Source organism: Tateyamaria sp. LSS28 (assembly GCF_059611725.1).
This window is the reverse complement of the sequence record NZ_JCAPFI010000010.1, coordinates 39,106-53,962: the sequence shown is the minus strand read 5'-3', so window position 1 is coordinate 53,962 and position 14,857 is coordinate 39,106. Positions and strand designations below refer to the sequence as shown.

The following is a 14,857-nucleotide window of genomic DNA, read 5'->3' as shown; positions in this document are numbered from 1 at the left end:
AACGATTGATCACTGCCTACTATGGTTTTAAGAGGACTCCGTACCCATCCGGAGGACGCGGGCGTGTCGGACGACAAAATCTATGATCTGTTTGTGATTGGTGGAGGTATCAACGGGGCCGGGATTGCCCGTGACGCGTCGGGCCGTGGCCTGAGTGTTGCCTTGGCCGAGGCCGGTGATCTGGGGGGTGCAACCTCGTCTGCGTCGACCAAGCTGTTTCATGGTGGGCTGCGCTATCTTGAGTTCTTCGAATTCGGGCTGGTGAAATCCGCGCTGAAAGAGCGCGAGGTGCTGCTGAAGGCGATGCCGCATATCAGCTGGCCCATGCGTTTTGTCCTGCCCTACGCCCCCGACATGCGGTTCGACAGCGATACGCCGACCTCGCGTTTGCTGCGTATGACAATGCCCTGGATCGAGAAGGGGCGGCGCCCCGCGTGGCTCGTCCGTTTGGGCCTGTTTCTCTATGACAATCTGGGCGGTCGGGAGATTCTGCCGGGCACCAAGACGCTGGACCTGACCACCGCGCCCGAGGGCAAGGGCCTGAAGTCACGGTTCAAGATGGCCTATGAATATAGTGACTGCTGGGTCGAGGATTCACGGCTTGTCATGCTGAACGCCCGCGATGCCGAAGCGCGGGGTGCCACGATCCTGACCCGTTGCGCGGTCAAGGAGGCCACGCGGGACGGCGATACGTGGCGGATCGAGACCGAGAAGGGCACCTATCGCGCCAAGGCCCTGGTCAACGCGGGTGGCCCTTGGGTCGCCGACATTCTGACCGGCGTGATGCGGCAAAACTCGCAGCACAACATACGGTTGGTGCGCGGTTCGCATATCGTGACCAAGCAGCTCTATGACCATGACAAGGCGTATTTCTTCCAGGGCACCGATGGCCGGATCATCTTTGCCATTCCCTATGAGCAGGATTTCACCCTGATTGGCACGACTGATGCCGAACATACGGATGCGGATACAAAGCCCGCGATCACCGATGAAGAGCGGGATTACCTGTGCGCCTTTGCCACCGAGTATTTCGAGAAGCCGGTGACGCCGGAAGATGTGGTTTGGACCTATTCCGGTGTGCGGCCTCTCTATGACGATGGCGCATCCTCGGCCACGGCGGCGACGCGGGATTATGTGCTGGCGCTGGATGACAACGGCCCACCCGTGCTGAGCGTCTTTGGCGGCAAGATCACCACCTATCGCAAGCTGGCAGAAAAGGCGCTGGCCAAGATGGGGTTGGGCGAGGCATGGACCGCTGGTGTTGCGCTGCCCGGCGGGGATTTCAAAGTGGCCGAAGTTGGCTCACTGACATCGAAGCTGATGGCCGACTACCCGTTCCTCGACCAGAAATGGGCCGCGCGCCTGATCCGGGCATACGGCACCGAAGCGTGGGACGTGCTGGGCGACGCCAAATCGGCAGAGGATCTTGGGCCCGCTTTCGGTGCGACATTGACCGGCGCCGAACTCAAATGGATGATGACCCGCGAATACGCGGTGGCTGGCGATGACGCATTGTGGCGGCGGACCAAACTTGGTTTGCGCCTGAGTGCAGAAGAGCGCACTGCCGTGGACGACTGGATGAAGGAAAACGCTGCATGACCCATATTCTTGCCATCGATCAGGGCACCACGTCCTCGCGTGCGATTGTGTTTGACGGGGACATGCAGCCTGTCGCCTCGGCGCAGGAAGAATTCACGCAGCATTTCCCGAACAGTGGCTGGGTCGAACACGAACCCGCCGACTTGTGGGCGACTGTGCAATCGACGTGCAAGTCTGCGATGGACCAGGCGGGATTGGGGGCAAGCGACATTGCAGCGATTGGGATCACCAACCAGCGCGAAACGACTGTGATCTGGGACGCTGAAACAGGTGAGCCGCTGCACAATGCCATTGTCTGGCAGGACCGGCGCACGGCGCAGATGTGCGAAGGGCTGCGGGCCGATGGGCATGGCGATCAGGTGACGGCGATCACCGGTTTGCTGCTAGACCCGTACTTCAGTGCAACCAAGGTGAAATGGATCCTTGATCAGCATGGGGGATCGCGGGATCGGGCCAAGGCGGGCAAGCTGCTGTTTGGCACCGTCGACAGCTTCCTGATCTGGCACATGACCGGGCGCACGGCCCATGTCACCGATGCGACCAACGCTGCGCGCACGATGCTCTATGACATCCACAAAGGGGCGTGGAGCCCCGAGATGTGTACCATGCTAGACATCCCGATAGAGATGTTGCCCGAGGTCCGCGATTGCGCGTCTGATTTTGGTGTGACGGATTTGCTGGGCGGTGAGACCCCGATTTATGGCGTCGCGGGCGACCAGCAGGCGGCAACCATTGGACAGGCCTGTTTCGAACCGGGGATGCTGAAATCGACCTATGGCACGGGCTGTTTTGCGCTTCTGAACACAGGCGACGCGCCTGTGACATCGAACAACCGTTTGTTGACCACCGTGGCGTATCAGCTGGATGGAAAACCGACCTATGCGCTTGAAGGGTCAATCTTTATCGCTGGCGCCGTGGTGCAATGGTTGCGTGACGGGTTGGGCGTCATCGCCAGTGCTGCCGAAACGCAAGCGCTGGCCGAGAAGGGCAGCGGGAACGTGACGCTTGTGCCCGCCTTCACAGGTCTGGGCGCCCCGTACTGGAACCCGGATTGCCGCGGCGCCACCTTCGGTTTGACCCGGGATACGGGGCCTGCCGACATGGCGCGCGCGGCATTGGAGAGCATCGGCTTCCAGACACGCGACCTTTGGGAAGCGATGCGGGCGGATTGGCCCGATGCGGGCGATGCAGTGCTGCGCGTTGATGGCGGGCTGAGCGCCAATGACTGGGCCATGCAATTCCTGTCTGACATGCTGGGCGCGCCGGTAGATCGGCCTGCCGGGCTTGAGACAACGGCACTGGGGGCGGCATGGCTGGCCGGCATGCGTGCTGGCATCTACCCGGATACCGAAGGGTTCGCTGCCACATGGGCACGCGAAGCACGGTTTGATCCGCAGATGTCGGAAGATGCGCGTGAAGCGGGCTATGGCAGTTGGAAACGCGCAATCGATGCAACGCAGGCCGTTTGATGGCAAACGCAAGCAAGACACCGCGTGCTTTGATCGAGGGCCGTGCGGCTCTGATCGTGATCGACATTCAGGCCAGTACATTTATCGACGACAGCGAAGTGCGGTCGATCGACAATATGCCAGGCTACAAGGATCGCATGCTGGCTGCACGTACCGCGATTGACGCCGCGCGCGCCGCAGACGTGCCAGTGATTTTCATCCAAGAGGTCCACCATCCGTCCATGGTTGATTTTGGCCGCGAACTGGACGGGGACGAGGATGTGCACTGTCTTGATAACAACCCGGCCACGGCGCTGGCGGTCAAGGAAATGGATGTGCGTCCGGATGACTACGTGATCCGCAAGCGGCGCTATTCGGCCTTTTTCGGGACGGATTTCGAGATCCTGCTGAAAGGTCTCAAGGTTGACACCTTGCTGCTGGTCGGTGGCCTGACCGATGTCTGTGTGCACTACACTTTTGTTGACGGGCATCAGCACGACTATTTCTGCCGCGTGATCGAGGATTGCGTTGCTGGATCTAGCCTGGAAGCGCACGAAGCGTCCTTGCGTGCCATGGAGTATCTTCAAACAGGCGCACGCCGCAGTTTAGAAGAAGTGTTGGCCGCGCTTTAGCCTTGCGGCCCGACGGTCACCTCGATTTCTGCGATCCCTTCGACGCCGCCGGTCATCACGTCACCAGTTTGGACAGCGCCAACACCGGCAGGTGTTCCGGTCATGATCAAGTCACCGGGGGCCAAGGTCACCGCTTGCGACAGGTAAGCCACGTGATCGCGGACAGGCCAGATCAGGTCTGAAATGTCTGCGTCCTGCCGCACCTCTCCGTTCACGGCGAGCCAGATGCGCCCGGCTGTCAGGCTGGGCACATCCGCCAGCGGCACAAGCGGCGACATCGGGGCGGAAAAATCAAACGCTTTGGCCCAGTCCCACGGACGGCCCATCTTCTTGGCTTCGGCCTGCAGATCGCGGCGTGTCATGTCGATGCCCACACCGGCGCCCCAGACGTGATCCATGACGGCATCGGCCGAGATGTTTGCGCCTCCGGTACCGATGGCGATGACCAGTTCGATCTCGTGGTGCAGGTCTGCCGTCAGCGGCGGATAAGGAATGGTGCAGGGGCTGTCCGCAACGGCGTCCGCGGGTTTGGTAAAGAAGAAGGGTGGCTCACGGTCGGGATCATTGCCCATCTCGCGCGCATGTGCGGCATAGTTGCGGCCGACGCAAAAGATGCGGCGGACCGGGAACCTGTCTTCTAACCCTGCAATGGCAACAGAGGCTTGCTGTGGAGGCGGTATGACAAAGCCCATGTCTGGCCCTTTCCTTGTTAAAGGCACATGACCCGAACGAGGCTTGGGCGTCTACCCTAGCCACATAATTTCACATAATCCACATTACAGGGCGCTTACCGGCCTTGCTGTGGCCGAAACCTGCTGGCACAGTTCACACATTCAAACGGAGGTGCCGATGGGCCTGAAGACAACTGCCGCGAAAATGGTCGCCGATGCGCGCGCCCGCATCAAAGAGGTTGAGACGGTGGATGCCATCAAGTCAGTGGATAATCCTGACGTCGTTATCGTCGATATCCGGGACATTCGCGAACGTCAGCGCAGTGGATACATCCCCGGATCGGTCCATGCGCCGCGCGGCATGATCGAGTTTTGGGTCGACCCCGACAGCCCCTACTTCAAGGACGTGTTCGGTCAGGCTGACAAAACATACCTGTTTCATTGTGCCTCGGGCTGGCGATCGGCGCTGACCGTCGCCACATTGAAGGACATGGGATTTGAGGCGGGGCATCTGCGCGAAGGTTTCTCGACCTGGGAAGCGCAAGGCGGCCCGGTGGAAAAGGAGGACAGGGCATGACACCCGATATGAATTGTCACCCGAAAGTCACCCCGTTCTTTGATGAGCGGTCGAATACGATTTCCTATGTCGTGCAGGAACCAAGCGGGCGGGCCTGTGCGGTCATCGATGCTGTGATGGACATAGACTATGCCGCGGGTGCTTTGAATTTCGATGGTGCCGATAAGATCATCGCCCACATACGCGCCAATGACCTCCGGCTCGACTGGATCATCGAAACCCATGTCCACGCCGATCACCTGTCGGGGGCACCTTACATCCAGCAGGCTTTGGGTGGGAAGATCGGCATCGGTGCCAAGATCACCGATGTGCAGGACACCTTTGGGAAAGTGTTCAACGAAGGGACCGAGTTCCAACGCGACGGGTCGCAATTCGATGCGCTGTTCGAAGACGGCGACAGCTACGAGGTTGGCGGAATGACCTGCTTTGCCATGCACACGCCCGGCCATACCCCGGCCTGCATGGTGCATGTCATTGGGGATGCTGCTTTTGTCGGCGATACGCTATTCATGCCTGACGGTGGCTCGGCCCGCGCGGATTTTCCGGGTGGAGATGCCGGACAGCTCTACGACAGTATCATGCGCGTTCTGGCCCTGCCCGATGCCATGCGCTTGTTCATCTGCCACGATTACGGCCCCGGCGGGCGGGCGATCGCGTGGGAGACGACAGTGGCGGAAGAGCGGGAAAAGAACATTCACGTGGGTGGCGGCAAAACGCGCGAGGATTTCATCAAGTTTCGCACGGAACGGGACAAACAGCTCGCGATGCCAAGCCTGATCATTCCCGCGCTACAGGTGAACATGCGTGCCGGTGAAATCCCGCGTGATGACGAGGGAGATATGGCGCTCAAGGTCCCATTGGGCAAACTCTGACACTTCCCTGTTTTAAAAAATCCTCCCCGAAGGGCCCGGTTGCGTTGGGACGTCCCTTGCCATTTGATGTCTGCGGTTCGACACTCGGGCCATGACCCTGTCCGCTCGCATCGACGGTCACCGCGACGCTTTGATCGCGTTGACACAGGATTTGATCCGCATTCCCACGCTGAACCCGCCGGGACGGCACTATCACGACATCTGCGCATTGGTCGGGGATCGGCTGAAGGGGCACGGGTTCGAGGTGCAGATGATCCGCGCCCATGGCACACCGGGTGACAGCGACACCTACCCGCGCTGGAACGTGGTGGCGCGGCGCGAAGGGACGCGCGCCGGGGAGTGTGTGCATTTCAACAGCCACCACGATGTGGTCGAGGTGGGCCACGGATGGACCCGCGATCCGTTCGGGGCCGAGGTTGAGAGCGACAAGATCTATGGCCGGGGTGCCTGTGACATGAAAGGCGGGCTGGCCGCCTCGGTCATCGCGGCGGAGGCGTTTATCGAAGAACACCCCGACTACGCCGGTGCGATTGAAATCAGTGCAACAGCGGACGAAGAATCGGGTGGCTATGGTGGTGTCGCCTATCTTGCAGAGAAAGGTCTGTTTGCGCCGGAACGCGTCCAGCATGTCATTATCCCCGAACCGTTGAACAAGGACCGCATCTGCCTGGGTCATCGCGGCGGCTGGTGGGCCGAGATCGAGACGAAGGGCGAGATTGCTCATGGTTCCATGCCATTTCTCGGTGATTGCGCGGTGCGGCACATGGGGGCCGTGCTGGACAAGTTCGAAAGTGACCTTTACCCGGCTATGGCGGCGCGCCACACCGAAATGCCCGTGGTGCCGGATGGTGCCCGGCAATCCACGATGAACATCAATTCCATCCATGGCGGCCAGCCCGAACAGGCCGAAGACTATGACGGCCTGCCCGCCCACTGCGTGCCAGATAGCTGCCGCATCGTGATCGACCGCCGCTTTCTGGTCGAAGAAAACGTGGAACAGGTGCGCGGTGAAGTGGTCGAGCTACTTGAAGGGCTGAAAGCCTCACGAGACCGGTTTGAATACGAAATGCGCGAGTTGAACGTGGTCTTGCCATCTATGACGGACAAATCCGCACCCGTTGTAGAAACAGTCCATGCCGCCATTGAAAGCGTACTGGGGGTCGAACCCACCTATGTCGCCTCCCCCGGGTCTTATGATCAAAAACATATCGACCGGATCGGCAAGCTGCGCAATTGCATCGCCTATGGTCCGGGCGAATTGGAACTGGCCCACAAGCCCGATGAATGGGTGGGGATCACCGATATGCTCGACAGTGCCAAGGTGATGGGACGGGCGCTGGAAACCCTGTTGTTACCTTAAACCAAACGGCAAGGGTCGGTTCATGATCCCTTGATATGTTGATACGGGATGTGCATTTTCTGGTGCAGAAGGACACCGTAGATATGGCCAAGACAAACAGCGCAACCGTTGCCCGCAGTGCAACCACCGGAAGGTTCACCATCCGCAAGGAAGGTGGGGACACGTCCGAGCACGCCTCGGGCAAGAAGACTCCCAAAGTCGTGCGCAGTTCGATTAGCAAGAACAGGGACGCCCTGCAGCGGCTGGCCAATCGGTAAGCGGCACTACCGTATCAAGCTTGGCGATGTTCTCGAAGCGCATGAGCAGTCGCTTGAGGCGTTTGGCGGACTGCCGGGTATCTGTAATCTCGACAGCATCCTTGGCGCGATTGGCCGCCCCTATCACGGCTATCACCTGCCCATCCACAAGAAGGCCGCAGCTTTGCTGCACGGCCTAGCGACCTCTCATGGGTTTAACGATGCCAACAAGCGCACGGCGTGGCTGACGACAGAAGTGCTGTGCCTCAACAGCGGCTACGACCTTGCCATCCACGCCGGGGACAGGATCGATGACGTGGTGGTCGATGTGGTGACCGGGGCCATGTCGCAAACCGCGCTCGAAACCTGGTTTCGTGCGCGGCTGTCCAAGCTCGATGACTAGTTAGCGTTTGGCGATCACCGGCACGTCGATATTGTCGATCAAACGGACACCGGCCATCCACGCGGCGGCAAACAGCCGCGCGGGTTGGCTGGCCTGCTCGATCATGCTCAGCGTGTCATTGGTGCGCATCTCAAGATAGTCGATCTCGCCAAACCCGGCTGCTGCCAGCCGCGCCTGCGCATCAGGCAACAGGTCGGTAATTCGCGCGCCTTGCCCCAACGCCTCGGCCATCTCTTCCATGACGTCGTTCAGCGCAGCAGCCCGACTGCGGGCCTGATCAGAGAGCAACAGGTTGCGGGAGGACATGGCCAGCCCGTCGATCTCGCGAATGGTCGGGCAACCCACCACTTCGACCCCCAGATCCAGATCGCGGGCCAACCGACGCACGACCTGCAATTGCTGAAAGTCCTTTTCGCCAAAGAACGCAAAATCGGCCGAAGTCTGGGTGAACAACTTGGTCACCACTGTTGCCACCCCGTCAAAGTGACCGGGCCGATGTGCACCGCACAATACGTTGGTGAGACCATTGACACTGATATTCGTTGCAAACCCCTCCGGGTACATCTGCGGTCCATCAGGGACATAGATCGCATCGACTGCAAAGCGTTCCAGCTTGCGGGCATCCTCGTGTTCGGTGCGTGGATAGTTCTCCAAGTCTTCGGGATTGTTGAACTGCTTCGGGTTCACAAAGATCGTCACGATCACCCGATCGGACATCTCCTTGGCGCGCGCCACGAGGCTCAGGTGGCCGTCATGCAGCGCGCCCATGGTGGGGACAACGCCAATTGACTCTTCGGCCCGCTGCCACCCGCGGGTCATCTCGCGCAACTCAGCCAAGGTGCGCACGATCGGCGCTGTCATGTCTTGGCTCCGGGCACTGCATCACCAAACACATGTTCCGGCCCGGGGAAGCGGCGCGCGCGCACATCCTCGGCATAGGCCGCGATGGCGGCTTCGCCATCCCCGCCCAATTCCGCATAGCGTTTCACGAACTTGGCCTTGAAGGTGGTGAAGAGGCCCAGCATGTCGTCGACAACAAGGATTTGCCCATCGCATCCAGCCGACGCACCAATCCCGATGGTTGGGATATCAACCGCACCTGTGATGTCATTGGCAAGGTTTTCCGGCACCTTCTCAAGCACGACGGCAAAGGCACCGGCCTCTGCCACCGCCTTGGCATCAGCCATCAGGGCCGCCCCCGCGTCGCCCCGGCCCTGTACCTTGTAGCCACCCAGCGTGTTGATCGACTGGGGCGTCAGACCGATATGCGCCATGACCGGGATACCGCGTGCAACAAGAAACGCGATGGTGTCGGCCATCGCCACGCCGCCTTCCAGTTTCACCGCGCCTGCATCCGTCTCGGCCATCAGGCGCGCGGCATTGCGGAACGCTTGTTGCGGCCCTTCTTCGTAGCTGCCAAAGGGCATATCGATCACCATCATGGCGGATGTCAGACCGCGCGCGACTGCCTTGCCGTGCATCACCATCATGTCCATCGTCACGCCAAGGGTCGAAGGCAGCCCATGCAGCACCATGCCCACGCTGTCACCCACAAGGACAAAGTCGCAATGGGCGTCCATCATCTGTGCCATGGGGGTGGTATAGGCCGTCAGGCTGACAATCGGCGTGCCCCCTTTCATGGCCCGGATATCGTCGGGCAAGGGGGCGGTTTTGCGGGCTGTGGCGCTCATGTCCATGTCCTTCGCATAATGTCGTTGCGCGCCCATAGCAGGCCCGGGGCCGCAATGTCACCACTCCGGGCCGTGACGTCACAGCATACGCACGGACATTCCGCCATCTGCAATCAACGGCGCGCCCGTGACAAAGGACGCCTCATCTGACAGCAGGAACAGGGCGGCGCGCGCAATTTCCTCCGGGTCCGCCAGCCGTTTCATCGGGTGCAATCCCGCTACGAAATCGATGGTGTCAGGGTCGTCACCCGCCATAGCCGTACGTGTACCACCGGGTAAAACCGTATTCACCCTGATGCCCTGCCCGGCCCAGTCGCTGGCCAGCGATTGGACAAGGCCCATCAACCCCGCCTTGGACGCGGCATAGGCCGCCATGCCGGGCATCCCGCCATTGCTGACCCCGACAAATGATCCCGTGAACACCAAAGCGCCCCCACCCTGCTTGACCAGCGCGGGGATTTGGGCGCGGGCCGACAGGAATGCGCTTGTCAGATTGGTCTGGATGACATCGGACCATGTCTGATCCGTCATGTCCGTGACCGGACCCATGTCACCCACCATACCGGCATTATTGAATGCACCACCCAGGCCGCCAAATTGCGCAATGGCCGCATCGACAAGTGCCTTGGCAACAGATGGGTCGCCCACATCTCCGGCAGCATAGGCGGCGTGCCCGCCAAAGGCTTCGATCTCGCCTGCGATCTCCTGCAACTTGTCGACCCGTCGGGCGCCCAGAACCACGTTTGCGCCTTCTTGCGCAAACAGCCGGGCCGCCGCCGCGCCGATCCCGCTGCTTGCACCGGTGATTATGATCGTTTTGTCTTTCAGTCGCATGTTTTCTGCCTTTCGGAAATCTGTGTTCATGCGCCCGCTCTACGCACCATGCGACCGCGCGCCGACCCGTTTCCTGCGCAGGCGTCGGCGCCGCGGCATAACCCGCAAGAAACGGGTCAAAGGCACAGAAGGCTTGCACGGTGCCCGGTTTGCGGGAAAGCTGGGGGAAACGCACCGATGGGGAGACCGCCATGTTCAACCGACTGATGATGACCACCGCTGCCATCGCCCTTGCCGCGACGGGGGCCTGGGCAAAAACAGATATCACTGTGGCCATGCAATTGGAGCCCCCGCACCTTGATCCCACCTCGGCCGCCGCGGGGGCCATCGACCAGGTGCTTTATTCCAACGTGTTCGAGGGGCTGACCCGCTTCATGGGCGATGGGTCGGTTGTGCCGGGTCTGGCGGCAAGCTGGGAAATCTCGGATGACGGGCTGACATATACATTCACCCTACGCGACGGCGTCACTTTCCACGACGGCACTGGCATGGACGCCGAGGATGTGAAATTCACCTTCGACCGCATCCTTGCCGAAGACAGCGCCAATGCGCAAAAGGCGCTTTATGCTGCCATCGCCTTGGTCGAGGTGGTCGACCCGCAAACCGTGCGCATGACGCTGAGCGAGCCCAATGGTAACCTGCTGTTCAACCTCGCATGGGGTGATGCCGTGATCGTGGCCCCGGAAAGCATTGAGAACATCAAGCAGCAACCCATCGGCACCGGCCCGTTCAAGTTTGACAGCTGGACACAGGGCGACAGCATCAGCATCAGCCAATACGACGGGTATTGGGGCGATGCACCTGCCCTGACCGAAGCCACGTTCAAATTCATCTCGGACCCAACGGCCGCCTTTGCCGCCGTGATGGCCGAGGATGTCGACGTGTTCACCGGCTTCCCCGCGCCCGAGAACCTGCCGCAATTCGAAGCTGATCCACGCTTTCAGGTGCTTGTCGGGTCAACCGAAGGCGAGACGATCCTGTCGACCAACAACGCACAGCCCCCCTTTGATGATCTGCGTGTGCGGCAGGCCGTCGCTCACGCCATCGACCGCCAAGCCATCATCGACGGGGCCATGTTCGGCTATGGCACCCCGATCGGGACGCACTTTGCGCCGCACAACCCGGCTTACGTCGATCTGACCGGTGGGTCTGCCTTTGATCCTGAAAAGGCCCGCGCCCTTCTGGCCGAGGCCGGGATGGAAGGCGGGTTTGAAACAACCTTGCACCTGCCGCCGCCCTCTTATGCCCGTCGCGGGGGCGAGATCATTGCCGCGCAACTGGCCGATGTTGGCATCAAAGCCGAGATCATCAATGTCGAATGGGCACAATGGTTGGAAACCGTGTTTCGGGGCAAGAATTTCGGCCTGACCATCGTCAGCCATACTGAACCTATGGACATCGGGATTTACGCCAACCCCGACTACTACTTCCAATACGACAACCCGGCGTTCCAGGAACTGGTCGGCACGCTGAACAGCACCACGGATCCCGACAAGCGCACGAACCTGATGGCCAAGGCGCAGGAAATGATCGCGAATGATGCGGTCAACGGCTACCTGTTCCAACTGGCACAGCTGTCCGTCGCCAAGGCCGAGGTACAGGGTCTCTGGACCAACGCACCCACGCAGGCCACGGACCTCACGGGTGTGAGTTGGGCAGAATGATCCTACACAGGGCGGGCAGCCGCCCAAGCCAGCGCGCGAACCCGGAGTACTTCACTGGTGAAGTGTGGCAGGATCCGATCATCTCGGCCGAAGCGCCGGCGCGGCTGCATGCGCTTACCGTACATTTCGCACCGGGAGCCCGGACGGCATGGCACACGCATCCGCTGGGCCAGACGCTTCATGTGACCCAAGGGGCCGGGTTGATCTGTATGCGGGGCGAGACACCGCAAGAAATCCGCCCGGGTGACACGGTTTGGATTCCTGCAGATGCCGAGCATTGGCATGGTGCAGCGCCGGACACCGCCATGACCCATATCGCCATGCAAGAGGCGCTGGACGGGTCAGCCGCCACATGGCTGGAACAGGTCAGCGACGCGGATTACGGCGGATAGGTCGAAGGGGGGCCAGCCCCCCGGCCTGCGGCCTCCCCCCGAAGTTTATCTGGCCAAGTGAATGGGGATCAGAGTTGCGCGAGACGGTGTCGCACCTCTTCCCGGATCGGGCCGTTGCGGGGGGTGTCTTGTAGCGACGTAAACCAGTGCTCTGGTGGGTTTTTGCCGCGCCGGTTGCCATCAAAGCGTAATCCACGCAGCACGTCCTCGCCGTCGGGGGTGACGCGGTCGGGAATGCCGTACCCGTTCAACGTGGCCCAAACGCCAGTCCACAGACGTCCCACGGACCAAGGGTTGTAGCCACCGCCACCTAGCACCAACAGCCGCGGGGCGAGGTTCATCAGGGCGCGGACGATGGCCCAATGCGCCGTGTTGGAGAGGGACAAATGCGCTTGGGGGTCTTCCTCGACCCCGTCGGCGCCACACTGAATGACGATGGCGTCCGGTCGAAATGCCTCAACACGGGGCAAAATGACCTGATCCCGGATCAGGGCCATTTCGTCATCGTTGAGATGTCGTGGAACAGGTATGTTGACCAAGGTATCCATCGCTCCAAGCGCGCCTGTACGCGGCCACAACCCATCCTCATGCACCGAGATCATCAGCACATCCGGGTCATCGCCAAAGGCGACCTCGACCCCATCCGGGTGGTGCGCGTCAATATCCACATATGCGACACGCGCAGCCCCGTTCCGCTGCAGGGCAAGGATCGCAAGCACCGGATCATTGAGATAGCAGAACCCCCCGGCCCGATCCGGCATCGCGTGATGTGTGCCGCCTGCTGGGTGATAGACGATGCCTCCGTCACGAAGCAGTTCACCTGCCAACAGCGATCCCCCCGCTGCCGTGGCAGGACGGCGGTACATCTCGGGAAAGACCGGGTTGTTGGACGTACCCAAACCGTGCCGGGTTCTTACGTCATCACTCACATGCTGCGCTGTTTCGGCCGCGTGCAAGGCCGACAGGTACGCCTGTGTGTGCCAGATGGTCAGTGCGTTTGGCTTGGCACGTGGGCTGGGAACATAGGCTTCGTTTGGCAACCACCCCATCGCGCGGCTCAGGTCGATGACGGTGGATACGCGCGGCACCCGCAAAGGGTGCCACGTTCCGTAGGACGATCCGCGGTAGATCTCGGAGCCAATGAACAAGGGGCGTTTCATGCCCCATACATAACCGCCCTGCTCCCGGCGGCGAGGGGTCAGGCCGCCGCAGCGCCCATCGCCTCGGCCCGCTTCAGCCAATTTGCGATCTTTTCGGGCTTGGCCAGTTTGACCGATCCCAGCATCACAACGTTGCGGGGCTTCACACCAACGAACTTCATGACCTGGTTGCGCATCACGCGGCGGCCCGGACTGCGGTAGAGCAGCGTATCGACCCATGGCGGTGTATCGGCCGTGATGATCGCATCGCCCGTCCGGCCCTCAAGCAGCTTGTCCCAGCCCAGACCGCGCCCGTGATATTTGTAGGCAAATCCCGATTGCAGCCCCGCATCCATCACCGCCTTGGCCTGCGCCGGCATCGCGCCCCACCAATAGGGATGCACAATCATCACGTGATCGGCCCAGCGGACGTTGTCCTGCCACGCCTGCACATCCGCTGACACGGGTGTATCCGCATCATAGCCGTGTTCGGTGTCCATGTCCGACAAGTGCATGATCCGCACTTCGGCCCCCTTGGCCCGGGCCCCTTGCGCATAGCGTTCCGCCAAGGCTGCGTTCAGCGATCCGGGTTTGGGATGTGCCACCCAGATGAAAACCTTTTTGGTCATGAGATGTCTCCGTTATTGCTTGACACTGTGTAAATTGACATCGTGTCAACTATGTGCTTCTTGACAGCATGTCAAGTGAGCAAACCGATACCCCGACAAAAATTCTGCAGGCGACCCTGAAGCTGCTGGAAGCGCCCGATGCAAAACTGCCAACGATGTCCGACATCGCGCGGGCAACGGGGATCAGCCGACAGGCGGTCTATCTGCATTTTCCCAGCCGAACGGACCTGCTGGTGGCGGCAACGCGCTATCAGGATCAGCAGAACAACATCGATACCGGCCTTGCCCCCAGCCGGGGCGCGCGGTCTGGCGCCGAACGGCTTGATGCCTTTGTCACGGCGTGGGGCAACTACATCCCGAAGATCTATGGCGTGGCCCGTGCCATTATGGCCGTCACGGACACGGATTCCGAAGCGGCTGCCGCCTGGAACACCCGTATGCAGGACATGCGCGAAGGATGCGCCGCCGCCATCGCGGCGCTGGCCGAGGACGGCACCCTGCCCCCCGGCACCGACATGGAACAGGCCACCGATCTGCTCTGGACCCTCCTTTCGGTTCGCAACTGGGAAAACCTGACACAAACCTGCGGCTGGTCGCAGGACTGCTACATCGCCACGATCCGAGGGATGGCCATGGCCACGCTCGCCCGCGATCTGGGGGCGCTCACCGACGTGCTTGCCTGCACTGATCCGCCCGCCTAACGTCGCAGC

At 61.0% G+C, this 14,857-nt stretch carries 16 protein-coding genes; 10 read left to right on the top strand and 6 right to left on the bottom strand.

The genetic code is table 11. From position 1 onward, the window contains the following. Positions 1-21: 21 nt before the first annotated feature. The 3 genes from glpD to AC53L6_RS22660 are packed head-to-tail and all read left to right on the top strand — an operon-like array spanning position 22 to position 3,679. A complete protein-coding gene (gene glpD, locus AC53L6_RS22670; protein ID WP_496909482.1) occupies positions 22-1,599 on the top strand; it encodes a glycerol-3-phosphate dehydrogenase in 1,578 nt (525 codons plus the stop codon). Next, positions 1,596-3,068 carry a glycerol kinase GlpK gene (gene glpK / locus AC53L6_RS22665; protein WP_496909481.1) on the top strand — a complete coding sequence of 491 codons (1,473 nt, stop codon included), beginning with the start codon at positions 1,596-1,598 and terminating at the stop codon, positions 3,066-3,068. The genes glpD and glpK overlap by 4 nt, the downstream gene beginning before the upstream one ends. Then, positions 3,068-3,679 (top strand): cysteine hydrolase family protein, encoded by a 612-nt coding sequence (locus AC53L6_RS22660; RefSeq protein WP_496909480.1) that lies wholly within the window; start codon positions 3,068-3,070, stop codon positions 3,677-3,679. Before glpK ends, AC53L6_RS22660 begins: the two co-directional genes overlap by 1 nt. Here the strand turns inward: AC53L6_RS22660 and AC53L6_RS22655 are convergent. After that, a complete protein-coding gene (locus AC53L6_RS22655; RefSeq protein ID WP_496909479.1) occupies positions 3,676-4,371 on the bottom strand; it encodes a fumarylacetoacetate hydrolase family protein in 696 nt (231 codons plus the stop codon). The two genes, AC53L6_RS22660 and AC53L6_RS22655, sit on opposite strands and share 4 nt — an antisense overlap. A gap of 157 nt (positions 4,372-4,528) precedes the next feature. On the opposite strand from AC53L6_RS22655, the gene AC53L6_RS22650 reads away from it, so the two are divergent. The 4 genes from AC53L6_RS22650 to AC53L6_RS22635 all read left to right on the top strand — a co-directional run bounded on the left by AC53L6_RS22650 (position 4,529) and on the right by AC53L6_RS22635 (position 7,798). After that, positions 4,529-4,927, top strand: coding sequence for a rhodanese-like domain-containing protein (locus AC53L6_RS22650; protein WP_496909478.1), 399 nt, complete (start codon positions 4,529-4,531; stop codon positions 4,925-4,927). Next, positions 4,924-5,799, top strand: coding sequence for an MBL fold metallo-hydrolase (locus tag AC53L6_RS22645; protein WP_299209812.1), 876 nt, complete (start codon positions 4,924-4,926; stop codon positions 5,797-5,799). Before AC53L6_RS22650 ends, AC53L6_RS22645 begins: the two co-directional genes overlap by 4 nt. A gap of 91 nt (positions 5,800-5,890) precedes the next feature. Next, a complete protein-coding gene (locus tag AC53L6_RS22640; protein ID WP_496909477.1) occupies positions 5,891-7,159 on the top strand; it encodes an acetylornithine deacetylase/succinyl-diaminopimelate desuccinylase family protein in 1,269 nt (422 codons plus the stop codon). Between the two features lie 153 nt (positions 7,160-7,312). Then, positions 7,313-7,798 (top strand): type II toxin-antitoxin system death-on-curing family toxin, encoded by a 486-nt coding sequence (locus AC53L6_RS22635; protein ID WP_496909476.1) that lies wholly within the window; start codon positions 7,313-7,315, stop codon positions 7,796-7,798. Here AC53L6_RS22635 and panC read toward each other — a convergent pair whose 3' ends face one another. The 3 genes from panC to AC53L6_RS22620 all read right to left on the bottom strand — a co-directional run bounded on the left by panC (position 7,799) and on the right by AC53L6_RS22620 (position 10,323). Then, positions 7,799-8,659: a pantoate--beta-alanine ligase gene (gene panC / locus AC53L6_RS22630; RefSeq protein WP_496909475.1), complete on the bottom strand. Its 861-nt coding sequence runs from the start codon at positions 8,657-8,659 to the stop codon at positions 7,799-7,801. Continuing rightward, complete coding sequence (gene panB / locus AC53L6_RS22625) at positions 8,656-9,489, bottom strand: 3-methyl-2-oxobutanoate hydroxymethyltransferase (protein WP_496909474.1); 834 nt, start codon at positions 9,487-9,489, stop codon at positions 8,656-8,658. Before panB ends, panC begins: the two co-directional genes overlap by 4 nt. 78 nt (positions 9,490-9,567) lie before the next feature. After that, positions 9,568-10,323, bottom strand: a complete 756-nt coding sequence (locus AC53L6_RS22620) for an SDR family oxidoreductase (protein ID WP_496909473.1) — start codon at positions 10,321-10,323, stop codon at positions 9,568-9,570. 206 nt (positions 10,324-10,529) lie between these two features. Here AC53L6_RS22620 and AC53L6_RS22615 point away from each other — a divergent pair, with 206 nt between their 5' ends. Beyond that, positions 10,530-11,987 carry an ABC transporter substrate-binding protein gene (locus tag AC53L6_RS22615; RefSeq protein ID WP_496909508.1) on the top strand — a complete coding sequence of 486 codons (1,458 nt, stop codon included), beginning with the start codon at positions 10,530-10,532 and terminating at the stop codon, positions 11,985-11,987. Continuing rightward, positions 11,984-12,379: a (R)-mandelonitrile lyase gene (locus AC53L6_RS22610; RefSeq protein ID WP_299209788.1), complete on the top strand. Its 396-nt coding sequence runs from the start codon at positions 11,984-11,986 to the stop codon at positions 12,377-12,379. Before AC53L6_RS22615 ends, AC53L6_RS22610 begins: the two co-directional genes overlap by 4 nt. Before the next feature lie 68 nt (positions 12,380-12,447). Here the strand turns inward: AC53L6_RS22610 and AC53L6_RS22605 are convergent, their stop codons facing one another. Both AC53L6_RS22605 and AC53L6_RS22600 read right to left on the bottom strand, forming a co-directional pair. Continuing rightward, the gene (locus AC53L6_RS22605; RefSeq protein ID WP_496909472.1) at positions 12,448-13,539 is read right to left on the bottom strand and encodes an acetoin utilization protein AcuC; all 1,092 of its coding nucleotides are present in this window, start codon (positions 13,537-13,539) and stop codon (positions 12,448-12,450) included. 38 nt (positions 13,540-13,577) lie between these two features. Further along, a complete protein-coding gene (locus AC53L6_RS22600) occupies positions 13,578-14,147 on the bottom strand; it encodes an NAD(P)H-dependent oxidoreductase (protein ID WP_496909471.1) in 570 nt (189 codons plus the stop codon). Positions 14,148-14,215: 68 nt separating this feature from the next. Here AC53L6_RS22600 and AC53L6_RS22595 point away from each other — a divergent pair, with 68 nt between their 5' ends. Beyond that, on the top strand, positions 14,216-14,848 hold the full coding sequence (locus tag AC53L6_RS22595) for a TetR/AcrR family transcriptional regulator (protein ID WP_496909470.1): 633 nt from the start codon (positions 14,216-14,218) through the stop codon (positions 14,846-14,848). The last annotated feature ends 9 nt before the right edge of the window (positions 14,849-14,857 follow it).

What these genes read in the sequence shown, in the direction of transcription:
- panB (WP_496909474.1), bottom strand. Translation starts at nt 9,489, where the DNA reads ATGAGCGCCACAGCCCGCAAAACCGCCCCCTTGCCCGACGATATCCGG.
- AC53L6_RS22660 (WP_496909480.1), top strand. Translation starts at nt 3,068, where the DNA reads ATGGCAAACGCAAGCAAGACACCGCGTGCTTTGATCGAGGGCCGTGCG.
- AC53L6_RS22600 (WP_496909471.1), bottom strand. Translation starts at nt 14,147, where the DNA reads ATGACCAAAAAGGTTTTCATCTGGGTGGCACATCCCAAACCCGGATCG.
- glpD (WP_496909482.1), top strand. Translation starts at nt 22, where the DNA reads ATGGTTTTAAGAGGACTCCGTACCCATCCGGAGGACGCGGGCGTGTCG.
- AC53L6_RS22650 (WP_496909478.1), top strand. Translation starts at nt 4,529, where the DNA reads ATGGGCCTGAAGACAACTGCCGCGAAAATGGTCGCCGATGCGCGCGCC.
- AC53L6_RS22595 (WP_496909470.1), top strand. Translation starts at nt 14,216, where the DNA reads ATGTCAAGTGAGCAAACCGATACCCCGACAAAAATTCTGCAGGCGACC.
- AC53L6_RS22640 (WP_496909477.1), top strand. Translation starts at nt 5,891, where the DNA reads ATGACCCTGTCCGCTCGCATCGACGGTCACCGCGACGCTTTGATCGCG.
- AC53L6_RS22655 (WP_496909479.1), bottom strand. Translation starts at nt 4,371, where the DNA reads ATGGGCTTTGTCATACCGCCTCCACAGCAAGCCTCTGTTGCCATTGCA.
- AC53L6_RS22605 (WP_496909472.1), bottom strand. Translation starts at nt 13,539, where the DNA reads ATGAAACGCCCCTTGTTCATTGGCTCCGAGATCTACCGCGGATCGTCC.
- AC53L6_RS22620 (WP_496909473.1), bottom strand. Translation starts at nt 10,323, where the DNA reads ATGCGACTGAAAGACAAAACGATCATAATCACCGGTGCAAGCAGCGGG.
- AC53L6_RS22615 (WP_496909508.1), top strand. Translation starts at nt 10,530, where the DNA reads ATGATGACCACCGCTGCCATCGCCCTTGCCGCGACGGGGGCCTGGGCA.
- AC53L6_RS22645 (WP_299209812.1), top strand. Translation starts at nt 4,924, where the DNA reads ATGACACCCGATATGAATTGTCACCCGAAAGTCACCCCGTTCTTTGAT.
- AC53L6_RS22610 (WP_299209788.1), top strand. Translation starts at nt 11,984, where the DNA reads ATGATCCTACACAGGGCGGGCAGCCGCCCAAGCCAGCGCGCGAACCCG.
- glpK (WP_496909481.1), top strand. Translation starts at nt 1,596, where the DNA reads ATGACCCATATTCTTGCCATCGATCAGGGCACCACGTCCTCGCGTGCG.
- panC (WP_496909475.1), bottom strand. Translation starts at nt 8,659, where the DNA reads ATGACAGCGCCGATCGTGCGCACCTTGGCTGAGTTGCGCGAGATGACC.